The sequence below is a fragment of the Mixta gaviniae genome, assembly GCF_002953195.1.
GTDB lineage: Bacteria > Pseudomonadota > Gammaproteobacteria > Enterobacterales > Enterobacteriaceae > Mixta > Mixta gaviniae.
The window spans coordinates 4,064,917-4,081,113 of sequence record NZ_CP026377.1; the positions used below are offsets into that span (position 1 = coordinate 4,064,917).

Here is a 16,197-nt window from a genome sequence, read left to right on the forward strand (position 1 = left end):
CGGCTTCCATATTTCTATTATTCTGGAAATATAGTTAAAGGAGGCCGCATGGATTTACACACCGCAGCAAACGCACTTCGAGAACTGGGCCACCCGACACGTCTCCGCATATACCGGGAGCTGGTCAGGGCTGGTCATGAAGGCCTGCCGGTTGGCGAACTGCAGAAGCACCTTGAGATTCCTGCCTCCACGCTCAGCCATCATCTTTCAGCGCTGATGTCCGCTGGACTCATAAGCCAGGAACGGCAGAGTCGTACCTTGTTCTGCAGACCTTGCTATGCGCAGCTTGAGCAGCTGATGGCTTTTCTCACTGAAGAGTGCTGCGCCGGTGGCAGTAGCTGCAGCCTGTCTACCGAGATTTCCCATAAAGAGACTCCATTGTGAATAACGTGAATGATGCCCTGAACAATATCGATCTGACACTCCTGGATACGCCCCTTTCGGAAGAGAAATTAAAGGCCGAAGAGGTGGCGCATCCGCCCCGCATACTGATGCTCTACGGTTCGCTTCGGGAGCGCTCTTACAGCCGACTCACCACGGAAGAGGCCGCACGGCTGCTGACGGCCATGGGCGCGGAGGTGAAGTTATTCAATCCGTCCGGCCTGCCGCTGCCGGATGATGTACCTGAGACGCATCCGAAGGTCGCAGAGCTGCGCCAGCTAGTGCTCTGGTCTGAAGGGATGGTCTGGTGCTCTCCTGAGCGTCACGGTGCCATGACCGGCATCATGAAGACGCAGATTGACTGGATACCGCTGACGTCCGGGGCGGTCCGGCCCTCGCAGGGGAAAACCCTTGCTGTCATGCAGGTCAGCGGAGGCTCACAGTCTTTCAACGCCGTAAACCAGATGCGTATTCTTGGGCGCTGGATGCGGATGATCACTATCCCGAACCAGTCATCCGTTGCAAAAGCCTGGGCCGAGTTTGATGAGGACGGCCGCATGAAGCCTTCTCCGTATTATGACCGCATAGTGGACGTCATGGAGGAACTGATGAAGTTCACCCTGCTGACGCGCGGTCGTAGTGGTTATCTCACCGACCGCTACAGCGAAAGGAAGGAGAGTGCTGCGCAGCTCTCTGAGCGGGTAAACCAGCGCAGCATATAAAAAAGCCGGCATCTGCCGGCTTTTTCACATTTTCCCTGTCACAGCCAAGGGAAACATCAGTGGCTGACGCGATTCCCTTGCTCATCAATGACTGCTTCGCCGTCCTCTTTGGTAAACGCTCCCTTCTGCGGGTCCGGCAGTATGCCCAGAACCACTTCGGAGGGGCGGCAGAGCTTCGTTCCCAGCGGCGTCACCACCACCGGACGATTAATGAGGATCGGATGAGCCAGCATCGCATCGAGCAGTTCTTCATCGCTGAACCGGTCTTCAGCCAGGCCGAGCTGCTCGTAGGGATCGGTATTTTTACGCAGCAGGGCACGCACGCTAATGTCCATGTCCGTAATCAGCTTTTTCAGCTCGTCGCGCGACGGCGGTGTTTCCAGATACAGAATCACCGTGGGCTCGGTGCCGCTGTTGCGGATAAGCGCCAGGGTATTGCGGGACGTCCCGCAGGCCGGATTGTGATAAATGGTAATGTCAGTCATGAGCGTTACTCCATAAAGGCGCTGCACAGGCACAGCTCCGGGGTTAAGGTTAAACAGACAGGCGCAGGGCCAGCGCAGCCAGCGTCACAAACAGTACCGGCAGGGTCATCACGATGCCCACGCGGAAGTAGTAGCCCCAGCTGACGGTTATGTTTTTCTGTGCCAGGACGTGCAGCCACAGCAGGGTAGCGAGGCTACCGATAGGGGTGATTTTCGGACCGAGGTCGCAGCCGATGATGTTGGCGTAAATCATCGCCTCCTTCACCACGCCCTGAGCGGTGCTGCCGTCAATGGAGAGCGCGCCAACCAGCACGGTAGGCATGTTGTTCATGACTGATGAAAGCGCCGCCGTCAGAAAGCCGGTGCCGAGCGTTGCGCCCCAGACGCCATGCTCGGCAAACCGGTTCAGGGCGGCAGAAAGGTAATCAGTTAGCCCGGCATTGCGTAGTCCGTATACCACCAGGTACATGCCCAGCGAGAAGATAACGATCTGCCAGGGCGCACCTTTCAGTACCTTTCCGGTATCAATCACATTGCCTTTCCGGGCTACCAGCCAGAGAATAAACGCCGCCACCGCGGCCACAAGGCTGACCGGCACGCCGAGTGGTTCGAGGGCAAAGAAGCCGATCAGCAGCAGGATGAGAACAATCCAGCCGGTTTTAAAGGTACGCGCATCGCGAATGGCCTCACGCGGCGCCTTCAGCTTCGCCAGGTCGTAAGTGTCCGGGATGTCCCTGCGGAAAAACAGGTGCAGCATCACCAGCGTGGCGGCCACGGACGCGATATTCACCGGCACCATCACCGAGGCATACTCGCTGAAACCCAGTTTAAAGAAGTCTGCCGTGACGATGTTGACCAGGTTTGACACGATGAGCGGCAGGCTGGAGGTATCGGCGATAAACCCGGCCGCCATCACAAACGCCAGCGTGGCCCCGGGGCTGAAGCCCAGCGCCAGCAGCATGGCGATAACGATCGGCGTCAGAATTAGCGCGGCTCCGTCATTGGCAAACAGCGCCGCCACTGCCGCACCCAGCAGAACGATATACGTGAACAGCAGCCGGCCCCTGCCGCCTCCCCAGCGGGAAACGTGCAGCGCGGCCCATTCAAAAAAGCCGGACTCATCGAGCAGCAGGCTGATAATGATGACCGCAATAAACGTGGCCGTGGCGTTCCAGACAATCTGCCAGACCACCGGAATATCCCCGATTTGTACTACGCCGGTCAGCAGCGCCAGCGCGGCGCCGATAACGGCACTCCAGCCAATACTGAGTCCTTTCGGCTGCCAGATAACCAGTACCAGCGTCAGAATAAAAATCGCACCCGCCAGAAACATACCCTCTCCTTCTTAATTATAACTGCCCGTTGAAGCGGGCTGCTAACTGTACCCTGTAAATATATGCGTTTAATCGAATGTGTTTAGATAAAATTTTTACATGCAGACAGCTTTGCCGTTGGTGGTTGCGTTATCACGCTCAGCCTGCTGACTGAGATGAAGAATTTCATCCCGCTGACACAGATATGCCTGCTCAATGACCGCTGCTGCCCACGCAGGCATGTGTGGCGATAACCGGTAATGGATCCACTTGCCGTCGCGCCTGTCGATAAGCAGTCCACTCTCTCTGAGCAGGGCCAGGTGCCGCGATATTTTTGGCTGTGTTTCTTTCAGGATAGATACAAGCTCGCAGACGCAAAGCTCCCCTTTTTCGCGCAACAACAGCACCAGGCTGAGCCGGGTTTCGTCAGAAAGATTCTTAAAAAGTTGCAGGGGCAGCAGTGACGGCATAATTTCTCCTTCGTGGCGGACAGCAACAAGTCTCGTCTGCTGCAGACGAAAGGTCAACTTTATATTTATAAATTCATATATGTTTTGACGTGCTTACAGGCTTTTCAGTACAGCTTAATGAGGGAATAGCGGTTAAACGATATCACACAGATTTTAACGGCAGCACACTTTCAGCTGCCTTAATGGTCGGGCATGACGAAGTAACATCACAAAAAAAGCCTGTTTCTTTAGTGAACCGTTCTACTTATGGCAGAAAGCAGCATCAGTAAGAGTGGCTTCCGGCCAGATGACCTGCAGTGATAACCGGCACGATATCCTCAGGCTCTTCTGCCTGCTCCAGTTCGCGCAGAATACCGCAGTCCCGTGTTGCCCGGTTGGCATTGCAGTGGCTGTGGAGCTCAAATAGTTGTTTTTCCAGCATATTTAGTTCACGAATACGGGCCTGAACGTGGTTCAGATGTTCATTTATCAGGGCATTAACCGTACCGCAGTCTGCGTCTGGCTGGCTGCGCGCCTGCAGCAACACCCGGATTTCTTCATGGGTCATATCGAGCGCCCGGCAGCGCCGGATAAACATAAGCCTTTCGAGATGTGCGCTATCGTAATGGCGGTAGTTATTAGTCTGGTCCCGCAATGCGGCCTGCAGAAGCCCCTCTCGCTCATAATAACGTACCGTCTCTACAGGACATCCCGCCTGGCGGGCCAGTTCACCAATTTTCATATCACACCTCTTCTGAGCTTGACCCTGTAGTTACATCAGGGTCTTTAATGCCAGTATACGTTATGAACGGGATAAAAAAATGAGTGACTGCTGCAGTAATAAAAAATGTGGATCAGCCGCAACCGGAGAGGAGGCGTCTGTTAAAAATACCGCCACTGCCCCGACTGAGGCTTCAGGGAAAATGCCACCAAAAACGACTCAGACCACACCGGCCTGTTGCAGCACCGGGAGCTGCTGCTCAACGGACGGCCTGAGCCAGATGTCCGAACCGGTTGCAGAGCTTCCCCGCAACGATGACGTTCAGACGCGTCTGCGCATCATGCAGATGGACTGCCCGACGGAGGAGACGCTCCTCCGAAAAAAACTGGCAAAATTACCTGCCGTCAGCAATCTTGAATTCAATCTGATACAGAGGGTGCTTACCGTGACCCATACACCGCAGGCGCTGGAACCGGTTCTGCAGGCGGTGCGCTCGCTGGGTTTTGACCCGGAACCGATTGATAAAGCAATGCAGCCTGAAGGCAGCTGCTGCTCAGGCCGTGAGGCGGAAAATACCGGCGGTTCCTGCTGCTCGCCTGCCCCTGTCACATTCGGTGAGCTGCAGACGCAGCAGGTGACCGCTGACGGGGTGCGTACCAGTATCAGGATCATGCAGATGGACTGCCCGGTTGAAGAGGGCATGATCCGTAAAAAGCTGGACGGCATGTCAGCCGTCAAGGAACTGGATTTCAATCTTATGCAGCGTGTACTGACGGTGGTTCACGCACCGGATACGCTGGAGCCGGTTCTGGCCGCCATTCGTTCTCTGGGCTTTGAACCTGAACTTCCTGACAGTAATGGCCGGCACGCGGTCACTGAGGAAAAGAAAAAACACTGGTGGCCGCTCGCGCTTGCCGGTGTGGCGGCAATCGCCGCCGAAGCCATGCACTGGGCGGGCATGCCGGAATGGCTGGAAGCGGCTCTTGCTCTGGCTGCCGTTGCGGCCTGTGGCCTGTCCACGTACAAAAAAGGCTGGATTGCTCTTCGGAACGGCAACCTGAATATCAACGCCCTGATGAGTATTGCCGTCACCGGGGCGCTGGCGCTCGGACAGTGGCCTGAAGCCGCCATGGTAATGGTGCTGTTCACGATTGCGGAACTGATTGAAGCGAAATCTCTTGATCGCGCCCGCAATGCCATCGGCTCTCTGATGAAGCTGACGCCTGAAACGGCCACGGTTCAGCAACCGGACGGCTCCTGGAAAGAAACTGAGGCCAGGTCTGTATCCCTTAACAGCGTGGTCAGGGTAAAACCGGGCGAGCGTATCGCTCTCGACGGCACGGTGGTCCGGGGCAGGACCGCCATTAATCAGGCACCTATTACCGGCGAAAGTCTGCCGGTGGATAAAGGGGAAGGTGACCCGGTCTTCGCCGGGACGGTCAACGGCTCCGGTGGCTTTGAGTACCGTGTAACGGCCGCTGCCGGAAATACCACGCTGGCGCGTATCATTCATGCCGTGGAGGAAGCGCAGGGGGCAAAAGCCCCTACGCAGCGCTTTGTTGATCGCTTTGCACAAATTTATACCCCTGTGGTGTTTGCTATTGCCGTCGCAGTTGCCGTTCTCCCACCGCTGATTGCAGGTGAAAGCTGGCAGGAGTGGATTTACAAGGCGCTGGTGATGCTGGTTATCGCCTGCCCCTGTGCGCTGGTCATTTCCACGCCAGTGACCATTGTCAGTGGCCTGACGGCAGCAGCCCGCCGGGGGATATTGATCAAGGGCGGCGTTTATCTTGAAGAAGGCCGAAAGCTGAAGTGGCTGGCGCTCGACAAGACCGGCACCCTGACGCACGGTAAGCCGGTACAGACGGATGCGATTATCTATACCGGGGTGGCAGAAGATGAGGGGCGCAGTCTGGCTGTGAGCCTGGCAGGTTACTCCGATCATCCGGTTTCGCAGGCTGTATCGGCGGCATCAGATGGCATTCAGCGTTATGAAGTGGAAAACTTTGAGGCTCTGCCAGGCCGCGGCGTGCGCGGCGTCATCAACGGTCAAACCTACAGTCTGGGCAATCTGAGGCTGGCTGAAGAAACGGTGCGCTGTCCGGAAGCGGTCAGGGCTGCACTAACGGAACTGGAGACCGGGGGTAAAACGGTCATCATGCTCTGTGACACTCATCAGGTGCTAGGGCTGTTTGCGGTGGCTGATACGGTGAAGGAAAGCAGCCGCGAGGCGATAAGTCAGTTGCATAGTCTGGGTGTTAAAACGCTCATGCTGACCGGAGACAATGCGCACACTGCGCAGGCCATTGCCGGTCAGGTTGGTATCGATGAGGCGCGGGGGGATCAACTGCCGGAAGATAAACTGCGTGCTGTAGAAACATTTACGGCGCAGGGCACGACCGGCATGGTGGGCGACGGCATCAATGATGCACCGGCGCTGGCCCGCGCCGATATCGGCTTTGCCATGGGTGCAATGGGCACGGATACCGCCATCGAGACTGCCGATGTGGCCCTCATGGATGATGATTTGCGTAAAATTCCGGCTTTTGTCCGACTCTCCCGGCAGACGTATAACATTCTGGTTCAGAATATCGTTATGGCTATTGGGATCAAGGCAGTGTTCCTGGCCCTGACCATTGCAGGTATGGGGACCATGTGGATGGCCGTATTCGCGGATGTGGGGGCAAGCCTGCTTGTCGTGGCAAACGGTCTGCGCCTGTTGCGTAAGTAACCTGTCTGGCTGCTCTTCCGGTAAAGACAGGCACCTGAAAATAGCCGCTAATCTGCACTCCGATAAAGGAAGAGAGTATGAAACCGCGTAACATGATTTTATTGCTGATGCTCGCAGTCGTGTTTCCGGCAACGGCTGCGCAGGCAGTACACGGAAACCATGCCGGAATGTCACCGTCTTCTGAGGCCTATATGGACGGCATGAATAATATGCACGAAGGAATGATAAAGGCCGTACAGGACCCGGATGCAGACAGGGCATTTGCCAGGAGCATGATTGAACATCACAAAGGAGCCATTGCCATGGCCGAAACGGAACTCCGTTATGGTAAATCACCGGCAATGCGGAAGATGGCTGAAAGCATTATCAGCGCCTAGAAAGAAGAAATACGGCAGATGGAAGTATGGCTCAGTAAATAAGCTCTTTTTTATTACTTTCGTTACGGCGTAGCAGCTCCTTACTACGCCGTCCTTCACACACATAAAGTGAATTCCGGTCAGGGCCTGCTACAGAATACGTGGGATATCTGTTTTCATAAGAGCGGCGTTCAGTTTTTCCACATCACCTTCTATTACTTCTTTCTCATCGGGCGTCAGTGGCACTTCTTCAAGATAATGTTTTACCGATGCCTTACTTTCCAGTAACAGTCCTCTTGCACTTCTCTTTGGCAGATTAAAATCACATCCGATGCATGCCATACGGTGCGGGCAACTGCTCCAGAAGGGATTAGTACAGAAAGAGTCGCCCAGATCATAATATGTCGCAGGTCCCGTGAGGCTGGTTGCTGCGGGGTCATGATCAATCAGCACGCTTATCATGTGCGCTACCCGGTCAGCTTTAACAAAAGAGGCAGCAAGCTGCGTCGGGCGTATTCGAATATAATGCATGGTGGATTGCGGCGAAGAGTGTCCTGACCACTGCATCAGCTCGTATAAAGACATGCCCTGAGGAACACTGGCCAGGGCAGTTACGGCCGATGCGCGTCCCCTGTGGCTGGTAATGGGGCCCCGGCTGTCTTCCTCAGGCACTCCTGCCCGGGCACAGAGAACCGGAATAACGGTGCGGTTTATTATGTCTCTTCCCACCGGTTTGCCCCGGTACTGAAACAGAAAACGGACTTTTTCACCGGTGCGTTCATCCGTCAGAGCTGCCTGTTCTTCTGGTCGTTCTGCCAGCCAGATATCGACATACTTTTTCACCACTGCAGAAACCGGCTTAACAAAGGCTTTAGATGTCTTGCCGGCCGGCACGTTCAGATAGCAAAGAGTCCCGGCAGGAATGGTACTGCCGTCGTCCCGGTTAATATCTTCCGATTGTGGAATGATGCAGCCAGCGGTCAGGCGCATCAGCTCATTCTGACGCAGCCCTGCATGCGTCCAGATGACTGCCATAGCCTGCAGCATAGAGAGGGGGTAGTGAATTTCACTGAGCAAATCTTCCTGACGCAGATTCAGGCTTGCCCAGACCAGTTTCAGCCATACAGGATCATCAATAACACGCGGATTGACGCCCTGACGAAAGAGCGGTGTATCAGGTGTGGAGAGATGGCGGGCCGGACTGAATTTCAGACGTCCCCATTCCCAGAGTTCGTAGTCAAACATAAAACGACGAACGGCATACACGAAACCGGCACGGGAATTTGGCAGCATGGGCTCTCCGGAACGTGGAGAGCGGCGCACCCCACGTTCTGTACCCAGTGAAAGTTCATCAACCTTCATTCTTCCGATTGCAGCAATGAAGCTGGCGCAGATCTCCATTGTCCAGTCGGACGGCGAGCGAATTTCCGGATGCTCGCGGGCGAGCCACAGACCGCAGCGGAGGATAAAGCTGTACTGGCTCTCTCTGGACCGGGGCCGAAGCACCGACGTTTCTCTCCAGCGCCGGCACCACGTTACCCACTCTGTGGCAATATTTTCTGTGGGTTTTTCGTGCCACTCACGGTAATTGCGCATACGTACGGCACTTTTGAGGATGCCCATTGCGGCCAGCGCATGTGAAACTCTGCCTACTGTTCGTGCGATTCCCCGATCGTGATAATTCTGCGCGCGCCACAGGAGTTCAGTTGTGAAGCTTTCAAGCTCAGGATTATTGTTCATCATCATCAGTATGCCCAGCAGGGCTGACAGGGCGTTTTTCTGGTTCTGTCGTTTGTATCCCAGCGAGACAAGCGTATCAGTCAGCCGGTTGAGTTCCTGAATGAAAATGTCCCGGCCATAGATGGCACAGGCGTACAACGACGGAGCACCATGATGCGGCAGGTCGAACGGTGAGGGAAACGGGCCAAGATGGAAGGCAAATGCCGCAATAAGGGGCCTGCCGGAACGGTGCTGCAGGCACAACGTCAGCCACTTTTCCGAATCCCACAGCCAGCAGGGTTTCCTTGTCCGGTGTATTTCCGCCAGCACGACAGGAATGATAATCCTGACGAGTCTGTCACTCGTACCGCTGCGGGCGGCAATATCCTGAAGTGGCCGCAGTAAAGATGACAGCGGACCTTGCTTGCTCAAAGCAGAGATACGTTTGTGCCCTGTGCTTAATGCCTCAAGCTCTTCAATGCTTAACACATTATTCAGCTGATAATCTGAACGCCTGAAGGGGACATAAATTTTATGAATTCCTGTTTCTGCTTTCATCACACGGCTCCCGCCTGAAAGATAAGCCCTGCAATCTTACGGTCGGTTTCAGCGACGGCAGCAGCCATGCGGGCAGCCATATCCGTTCCCGACAGATGAATATAAATTTGTGTTGTACGTGGGTCCCTGTGCCCTGCATAAGTAGCCAGTTCATGCAGTTTCCATCCGGCCCGTGCCAGATGCGTCAGCCGGAGGTGACGAAAAGTATGCGTGGTGATGTCTGGCTGATCAGTCTCTGCCGCCCATTTCCGTACGGTTTTACTCCAGCTCCAGAAAGAGAGAGGAGCGCCGTAATTACGGTCAGAGACGGAACGGAACAAAGCACCGCCTGACCAGCCTTCCAGCCGTAGCTTTTGAAAATGGTTTGCCAGTACCGGCGCAACGTCGGCGCTATAGCAGACCATTCTTTCCCGTCTGTTTTTCGTCGTTTCTGCCCGGATGCGTATCAGGCGATGAGCCAGGTCAATGTCCTCAAGCCTCAGAGCCGTCACTTCAGTACGTCGGAGCGCCCCATAATAAGCCAGAGCAAGCATCAGTCGGTCACGCAGAGGCGCTGCAGAAACGTGTTTCAGGAACCTGAGCCACTCCCCGTCATCGGGAATAACGGGGAGTCGGTTGATACGTGGGATCAGGCCGCGTCCGGTATAAATGGCACCAGGCAAACCCGAACGGGGTAACGGGTTGAGACTGCAAATATCCTGATAAACCAGAAAGTCATACCAGAGACGAAGAGCTGAAAGGCGCAACTGGAGCGTGGCGCTTGCAACGGACGACGGCATATCAGGGAGCTGAGGTCGGATATATCCTGCAATGTCTTCAAAGGAAGCTCTTTCAGGAGCAATGTCGTGTATTTCACAGAAGGCAAAAAAATGCGTCAGGGCACTTCGATAGGCTTTAATAGTTGCGCTGGCTCTTCCTAAATTCGAAAGAATTGTAAGCCACTGCTCAGTCAGCAGAAGAGCAGATGCGGAATGCATGGAAGTGTTCACGGCCTTCCCCTTTCAGTTCATAACAACTGATTAAAGTTTATACCGAAGATGTTGCATTCCATTTAACTTACTATAAGCTGTAATTACTTGAAAATGCTACAACACCCTTTTTCTCAGCCTCACGACCAACCTTGAACCAGGGATCGCCCATTTTTAACCCAAGTGATTTTGCTGCTGAGGAACGGGCTATTATGCAGCCATCGTTATTAGACAGCACCACCACAGGTTTGCCACGGAGATCTGGTCTGAAAACTGTCTCGCAGGAAGCGTAAAATGAGTTAACATCGACTAGGGCGAACACTGCTAAGCGCCCCTAAACTTGAATGAATGCACAAGATGGCGTACCACACCGAAGACAACGGTTTCGATGTCGTCAGTCAGGGGTATAGCTGAATATGCGGGATTAGCTGGCAACAGGGCTGGAGAAGGCAACAACTGCAGTCGTTTACAGGTAAACTCTCCATTTACAGCTGCAATGACAATATCACCGTGCTTGGCCTCACGAATACATTCAACTATTAATAAATCTCCATCTCTGATACCGGCGTTACGCATCGAATCCCCTTCTGCTCGCACCAGGTAAGTACTTTCTGGATAGCGGATACAAAGGTCATCCAGGGAAAGACGCTTTTCAACATAATCCTGAGCGGGAGAAGGGAAACCACATGAAACCCCATCGCCAAACAAAGGAACACATGCCAGTGATGGATTGCTACCTGTAAGTCTGGCTATCGCCGCCATCATCAAAACCGGTGTGTTTGCTGAATTTTTCTGCGAACTTTTATCCCAACACATCGTCTGTTCTAAAGGAATTGGCATAACTCGCCCCCCTCAAATTATACTGTTTATAAATACAGTATAATAATGCATTTTCAACGATGACAAGCTGTAACTATTTGGAAAAAAGTAACCTGATGAGTTTTAAAGAATTAATTAGTGTTCTCAGTCAGGTATCATGGATGTTCGTAATTGCACAAAAATTCCGCTATAGTCCCTTTAGAATTCACGTAATTCGGAGGGGGTGATGTATCAGTCTCAAGAGAAACGCGCCTGGAATCGTGGCGTCCGTTTTGCGGGTATATGGAAACGAGCCAGAACTACTCTATTAAACTGGGATAAACGGTGTGTGTCGTGGGCGGCTACTCATCGTCTACCGTCTTGGTGTGGGCATATCCCAATGATACCCATTGCATGTTTTGTAATCCTCACTTTTGGATCATTGTTTCTCATTAGTGCCGTGCTCTCACCTCATAGAAAACATCTCTCCGAAAGTGAAAATGCACCATGTGAGAACTTTATGGAAGAGCAGCCAGGTTATGGAAAATATCGTGATGGCCAGCATGGATGGGGATGGTACGACGCTGCAGGGCGTATGGTTAACGAGGATGAGTAAGGGCTCCCCCTTACTCATTTGTGACAATTTACGCTTACTTCATAGCTTTATTTGCAACAGCATTAGCTCCAGCCTCTCCCAACTTACCTCCAGAGCTTTCAGCTTTTGCTGTTCCTTGCTGATATGCTGAGCTTAAAGCATTCCCGATGGTAACTCCTGCCCATGATAATGCCCCTAACCAAACAGCAGGAAGTACCAGAAACATAGTGCCCATAACCAGATTCATAATAAGGTCATCTGAGCTGTTCTGCAGTCCCGCCATATTGAACCGACTGTGTGTATCCGAACTGTACAACGCGGTTAACAGCCAGCTGTCGAGCCAGCGCGCCAGTTCCCACCAGAATGTCAGGAAGTTAAGAGCAAACATCACAAAGGTCAGCGTAATAACGGTTTTGAATTCGTAGGCCGCAAATGCCAGGATCAGCGGCAGCATGACATATATTGCCATCAGCAGGATGGCCTGCACCATTGGCAGCGCCTGTCGCATCGCATCGAACGCCGGGAACGCGGCCAGACTGCCGAGGGCCGTACCGCCAATGGAGGCCACGCGCGCCGCGGCATTATCCAGGGTAAAATCGGCATTGCCGCCATAGCCGGCATACACGTGACCATTCTGTGAGACAGTCAGGCTTTCCGGGCTTACCAGACGACGGATGACGGCTTCCTGATAGTCACTGTCGTTAAAGCCTGACATTTTCATTGCGGCCGAGATACGCAGCCACATATCGGGGTCGGCCTGATCTTTCACCCGCGCTTTCAGTCCTGTGTCCGTACTGCTCCACCACTCGCTGCAGGTGGGATAGCCTCCTCTTCCGGTATTGGGCCGGCCACTGTCCCGGCTGTCAGACCATGGGAACGCAGCCCGGGGCAGTTTGGACTGCAACGAAGGATAGTACCGGCTCAGGAATGTACTGCTGCCAATCCATTCGATATCACGCAGCGTAGTTTTGTCCTTTGTCTGGCCCTGATCCTGTTGCTTCCACAGATACAGCGCAACCGAATAGCAGTCGTTGGTGAAGTCCTGCAGTTCCTGCGCCAGCGCTTTGTTGTCGATACGCGTATGCTGCACTTCAAAGCGGATCTGCCGCATGTCAGGGCGGCAGGGAATGGTCGCCACGGCCGCCTGGGTTACCCCTTTCGAGAGTTTATGAATCAGCACCCACCACACCGGTGCTGCGGCCGTCTGGTCGTTGAGACTGGTGACCACGCCGGCATACCCGCTTTCATCCGGCGCTTTTGGCGTCCACACACCACAGCTCTTTGCCCGGGTTGTGTCGTACTGCATCGTACTGAGGCTGACATTAATCAGCGGTACGCAGCAGGCAATCATCACCAGGAATCCGGCATACAGCGCGTTCTCGATACGAGGCAGCGACAGCATCCCCTTGTTGCCTTCATCCTCCCCCTCTTCACGGACTTTGAGCCAGATCCCCACCACCTTAAACGCCAGCGGCAGGACAAAAAGCCCGGTGCTCAGCAGGACATTCCACAGGCCGTTATTGATCACCCAGCCGAGCAGCGTGAGAAAATACTCAAGATAGCTGTTTGTTGTCATCGTCAGGCTCCCGGACCGGTAAACATCGCGTACTCACACAACGCGATAAAAAGCACACTGACCACACTGATGCGCAGCAGCGGCCGCCGGTATGCCTCCCGAAAACCCGGCGCATGCCGGATTTTCCAGAGGCCCCAGGCAACAAGCGCATACAGCGCCAGTCGCCACATCAGCCAGCCGTAACGCGTCGACTGCATCCAGCTCCGGAATGCAGCAGCTTCAGTCGGATGTTTCATGGCGGTGTCAGCCATCATCAGTGAGACCACCATGAACAGCGCCATACAGGCGAGGAAGAAGCCGGCACGGGTCAAGACTTTCCTGACAGTCGTTTTATTACGCATCCTTATTCCCTCATTCAGCCGACTGCGGCGCTGCCATCTGGTTGAAGCGACTGTCGGTATTGTCATCGGACTGGGTCTGCGGGTTGGTTTCGACGCGCTGATTCTCCCTGTCGATAATGGTCAGCACAGAATTACGTGACAGTTCGCGCTTCATCTCCATCTCGTTTTTCAGCGCCGCGATTTCCCGATCCAGCGCCTCAATGCGCTGGCCGGCGGTATCAATGGCCTTTGGCTGGGCAGCGGCATTCGGCTCCGACATACCGGTAACCATCATGCGACGCATCAGCAGCGCCGTTTCCACCGTGTCAGACATGGCCAGTTCGCCTGCAAGGCGGGCGGTTAGGGCCGCGTTATCCGGATCACGCTGCAGGGCTTTAATCACGCCGGCCGTCACCGGCAGTCCGCCAGTTTTCAGCTTCGCCAGATTCGCGGCCGTGGGCTTTTCCGTACCGTTGACGAGCCTGACCAGCTGCTCAGCGTTGGCTTTGGTTGCCTCTTCCAGCAGTGGGGCAAAACCGGTGCCGGCAACGGTCGTACCGGGCTGGTCATCCGCATCACCGCTGGTACATTCACTCGCGTTGGCACAGGTGCGCATCGAGCGATCGCCCAGCACCTTCACGGTCATGGCCGCCGCCTCTTCCGCGCTGCCGAATTTAGAGCATGCGCCACCGTTACAGCTGCTTTCGCCCACGGTCGAATCAGACGTGACGGGCAGACCGTTCATCATGTTGTAGCCGGCAGCGACAAGGTCATGGGTGACACGTATCGCGGGCTGCCCCGCCCCCCACGTTTTTGGCCGCCAACCCAGTTACTACCTGACGCGCCGCTGGCCTTGCGACCTGCGTCATCAACACGAACTGCGTCAGCATCACCGCTGTTTACGATGGATTTGTACTCATCCATCATGGCCTGCTGCGTCCAGTTACTGCTGTCGCTGAAGTCCATCATTTTTTTCGCCATGTTCTGGCAGTTGAGTTGCGCCTTGTCGAATGACACATTGGCCTGAAGCACGCCGTTGGTGAGCATGTCATACAGACCGGGGTTAGCCCGCTGAATGACCATCGCCGGCAGACTGGCCACCGCGCCGGTGGCCCCCTGAATCACGTCGCCCATCAGGTTTTTAAAGCCTGATGTGACGCCGTTGAGCTGGTTGCCGACTGTGGTTTTCAGATCAAAATTGCCGCACATCAGGTCACTGCTCCAGCCGGTATTCAGCCCCAGCTTCTGCATATTGCCGCGCGTGGCCGGCTGGGAAATGACCGAGCCGCCGCCGAGGGTGTAGAACAGTTTGTCCGACACCGCACCATCGACGGACTTGCCGTAACCGATGGCGCTGTTGTTCACCTGCGGCAGGGACATGCCCAGGATGGTATTGTCATCATCGGCCGCGTGCGCGCCCGGGAGGACAGTCAGCAGTGAGCCGGTCAGCAGCAGGCTTAAGCGAACGGCTGAAAATGAAGGTGTTTTTTTCACGGTTTTCCTCATCAGATATCAGTGCTGCCCAAAAATTTCTGCCCGCGCTTTTTGCAGCAGCTGTAGGGCTGCCAGAACGCAAAGGCTTCATTGTTATCGCTCGCGGCGGTATAGCTCCCGTCCGGGAAGACGGCACATGACTGAGTCATGTGGGGAGCCAGCCGCTGCCATTTGTGATTGCGCGTGCCGGTGTTTTCCGTGACTTCGCCCGGTGGCCAGTACCCGTCATGATGGCTGCCCTGGAGCACCTGATAAACATGGGGCTGCCCGGCGCGGGTGATAATGTCTGCCACACGCTGCGCCACCACGGCAGAGGCTTTGTCATCATCGGTCTGGCTGATAAACCCCGAACGGGGATAGATGTTGCCCCACATATTGGCTGCTGCCTGACTGCCGATTTCCCGCTGGCCGGGCACAAGCGCTTCCGGATACAGGGACTCCGGTACGCCCGTGCGCCAGGCCGCCGAATCCAGCGTACTCAGGAAGTAAGGCATTAACGGGGTGGCTGCGGTATCACAGGAATAGCCCGGAATACTGCCGCCAATCAGGGAGGTGGCCGGGTGGCCAATCGCATCGGCATACTTGAAACGCACGGCGGACTTGCGCTGGCCGGGATTTTTCATGTCTGCCGGATTGGCTCCTCCGGCAGAAACACCGGAAAGCCCGCTGGTCACGGCACTTTCCAGCCCGCCGGCGGTCTGGCTGACAAACGCCATTTCCTGCCACGGGTTGCCGCCCGGCGCGACATAGGTCGAAACGACTGCCTGAGGAATGAAGTGGGTGACTTTGACCGACGTGCGCACCTTGCAGCCAAAGGGGGTGCAGAACAGCCAGTAACAGATGCCACTGACACGCCAGCTGATACAGTTTTGCGATACGGCGCTGGCAATAATCTGCGCCGTGTTAAGTGCTGCAACAGCTGCCGGCGCGGTTGCCGTACCCAGTACCGTGGCAACCGCCAGCGAGCACACTGTGGTTCTGATGCGGGAAGGTTTTGTATTCACTGACCAC

At 54.9% G+C, this 16,197-nt stretch carries 14 protein-coding genes and 2 pseudogenes; 4 read left to right on the forward strand and 12 right to left on the reverse strand.

Translation table 11 applies throughout. The annotated features are described in order from the left end of the window. The first annotated feature begins 48 nt into the window (after positions 1-48). Positions 49-384 carry an ArsR/SmtB family transcription factor gene (locus C2E15_RS19080; RefSeq protein ID WP_006785996.1) on the forward strand — a complete coding sequence of 112 codons (336 nt, stop codon included), beginning with the start codon at positions 49-51 and terminating at the stop codon, positions 382-384. Next, the gene (gene arsH, locus C2E15_RS19085; RefSeq protein WP_006785995.1) at positions 381-1,103 is read left to right on the forward strand and encodes an arsenical resistance protein ArsH; all 723 of its coding nucleotides are present in this window, start codon (positions 381-383) and stop codon (positions 1,101-1,103) included. The genes C2E15_RS19080 and arsH overlap by 4 nt, the downstream gene beginning before the upstream one ends. Positions 1,104-1,159: 56 nt before the next feature. On the opposite strand, the gene arsC is transcribed toward arsH, so the two are convergent. The 4 genes from arsC to cadR all read right to left on the reverse strand — a co-directional run bounded on the left by arsC (position 1,160) and on the right by cadR (position 4,092). Then, positions 1,160-1,588 (reverse strand): glutaredoxin-dependent arsenate reductase, encoded by a 429-nt coding sequence (arsC, locus tag C2E15_RS19090; protein WP_006785993.1) that lies wholly within the window; start codon positions 1,586-1,588, stop codon positions 1,160-1,162. Between the two features lie 49 nt (positions 1,589-1,637). Further along, on the reverse strand, positions 1,638-2,921 hold the full coding sequence (locus tag C2E15_RS19095) for an arsenic transporter (RefSeq protein WP_006785992.1): 1,284 nt from the start codon (positions 2,919-2,921) through the stop codon (positions 1,638-1,640). Between the two features lie 96 nt (positions 2,922-3,017). Then, on the reverse strand, positions 3,018-3,371 hold the full coding sequence (locus C2E15_RS19100) for a metalloregulator ArsR/SmtB family transcription factor (protein ID WP_006785991.1): 354 nt from the start codon (positions 3,369-3,371) through the stop codon (positions 3,018-3,020). A 262-nt stretch (positions 3,372-3,633) separates the two neighbouring features. Continuing rightward, positions 3,634-4,092, reverse strand: a complete 459-nt coding sequence (gene cadR, locus C2E15_RS19105) for a Cd(II)/Pb(II)-responsive transcriptional regulator (RefSeq protein WP_006785990.1) — start codon at positions 4,090-4,092, stop codon at positions 3,634-3,636. A 259-nt stretch (positions 4,093-4,351) separates the two neighbouring features. Between cadR and C2E15_RS19110 the strand changes: the two genes are divergently transcribed. Further along, entirely contained in the window at positions 4,352-6,802 is a 2,451-nt protein-coding gene (locus C2E15_RS19110) for a heavy metal translocating P-type ATPase (protein ID WP_006785989.1), read from the forward strand. 77 nt (positions 6,803-6,879) lie between these two features. Next, a complete protein-coding gene (locus C2E15_RS19115) occupies positions 6,880-7,179 on the forward strand; it encodes a DUF305 domain-containing protein (protein WP_006785988.1) in 300 nt (99 codons plus the stop codon). A gap of 129 nt (positions 7,180-7,308) precedes the next feature. Here the strand turns inward: C2E15_RS19115 and C2E15_RS19120 are convergent, their stop codons facing one another. From C2E15_RS19120 to C2E15_RS19155, 8 genes and pseudogenes are all read right to left on the reverse strand, one after another. Continuing rightward, positions 7,309-9,435: a tyrosine-type recombinase/integrase gene (locus tag C2E15_RS19120; protein WP_006785987.1), complete on the reverse strand. Its 2,127-nt coding sequence runs from the start codon at positions 9,433-9,435 to the stop codon at positions 7,309-7,311. Beyond that, on the reverse strand, positions 9,435-10,412 hold the full coding sequence (locus tag C2E15_RS19125) for a tyrosine-type recombinase/integrase (RefSeq protein WP_023202702.1): 978 nt from the start codon (positions 10,410-10,412) through the stop codon (positions 9,435-9,437). The genes C2E15_RS19120 and C2E15_RS19125 overlap by 1 nt, the downstream gene beginning before the upstream one ends. An 85-nt stretch (positions 10,413-10,497) precedes the next feature. Beyond that, positions 10,498-10,725 (reverse strand): annotated as a pseudogene (locus C2E15_RS19130) (Y-family DNA polymerase); the annotation flags it as partial. A gap of 2 nt (positions 10,726-10,727) precedes the next feature. Further along, on the reverse strand, positions 10,728-11,165 hold the full coding sequence (gene umuD, locus C2E15_RS19135) for a translesion error-prone DNA polymerase V autoproteolytic subunit (protein ID WP_029376740.1): 438 nt from the start codon (positions 11,163-11,165) through the stop codon (positions 10,728-10,730). 686 nt (positions 11,166-11,851) lie between these two features. Then, positions 11,852-13,372: a conjugal transfer protein TraG N-terminal domain-containing protein gene (locus tag C2E15_RS19140; protein ID WP_006785984.1), complete on the reverse strand. Its 1,521-nt coding sequence runs from the start codon at positions 13,370-13,372 to the stop codon at positions 11,852-11,854. 2 nt (positions 13,373-13,374) lie between these two features. Beyond that, positions 13,375-13,713 (reverse strand): hypothetical protein, encoded by a 339-nt coding sequence (locus C2E15_RS19145; RefSeq protein ID WP_020899218.1) that lies wholly within the window; start codon positions 13,711-13,713, stop codon positions 13,375-13,377. A gap of 10 nt (positions 13,714-13,723) precedes the next feature. Continuing rightward, positions 13,724-15,198 (reverse strand): annotated as a pseudogene (locus tag C2E15_RS19150) (integrating conjugative element protein). After that, positions 15,198-16,190: a TIGR03756 family integrating conjugative element protein gene (locus C2E15_RS19155; protein ID WP_020899220.1), complete on the reverse strand. Its 993-nt coding sequence runs from the start codon at positions 16,188-16,190 to the stop codon at positions 15,198-15,200. The pseudogene C2E15_RS19150 and the gene C2E15_RS19155 overlap by 1 nt, the downstream one beginning before the upstream one ends. Positions 16,191-16,197 lie beyond the last annotated feature (7 nt).

Bases quoted from the DNA above. Each gene is read 5' to 3' on its own strand.
- C2E15_RS19080 (WP_006785996.1), top strand. From the start codon at position 49: ATGGATTTACACACCGCAGCAAACGCACTTCGAGAACTGGGCCACCCG.
- arsC (WP_006785993.1), bottom strand. From the start codon at position 1,588: ATGACTGACATTACCATTTATCACAATCCGGCCTGCGGGACGTCCCGC.
- C2E15_RS19095 (WP_006785992.1), bottom strand. From the start codon at position 2,921: ATGTTTCTGGCGGGTGCGATTTTTATTCTGACGCTGGTACTGGTTATC.
- C2E15_RS19100 (WP_006785991.1), bottom strand. From the start codon at position 3,371: ATGCCGTCACTGCTGCCCCTGCAACTTTTTAAGAATCTTTCTGACGAA.
- cadR (WP_006785990.1), bottom strand. From the start codon at position 4,092: ATGAAAATTGGTGAACTGGCCCGCCAGGCGGGATGTCCTGTAGAGACG.
- C2E15_RS19110 (WP_006785989.1), top strand. From the start codon at position 4,352: ATGTCCGAACCGGTTGCAGAGCTTCCCCGCAACGATGACGTTCAGACG.
- C2E15_RS19115 (WP_006785988.1), top strand. From the start codon at position 6,880: ATGAAACCGCGTAACATGATTTTATTGCTGATGCTCGCAGTCGTGTTT.
- C2E15_RS19120 (WP_006785987.1), bottom strand. From the start codon at position 9,435: ATGAAAGCAGAAACAGGAATTCATAAAATTTATGTCCCCTTCAGGCGT.
- C2E15_RS19125 (WP_023202702.1), bottom strand. From the start codon at position 10,412: ATGCATTCCGCATCTGCTCTTCTGCTGACTGAGCAGTGGCTTACAATT.
- umuD (WP_029376740.1), bottom strand. From the start codon at position 11,165: ATGGCGGCGATAGCCAGACTTACAGGTAGCAATCCATCACTGGCATGT.
- C2E15_RS19140 (WP_006785984.1), bottom strand. From the start codon at position 13,372: ATGACAACAAACAGCTATCTTGAGTATTTTCTCACGCTGCTCGGCTGG.
- C2E15_RS19145 (WP_020899218.1), bottom strand. From the start codon at position 13,713: ATGCGTAATAAAACGACTGTCAGGAAAGTCTTGACCCGTGCCGGCTTC.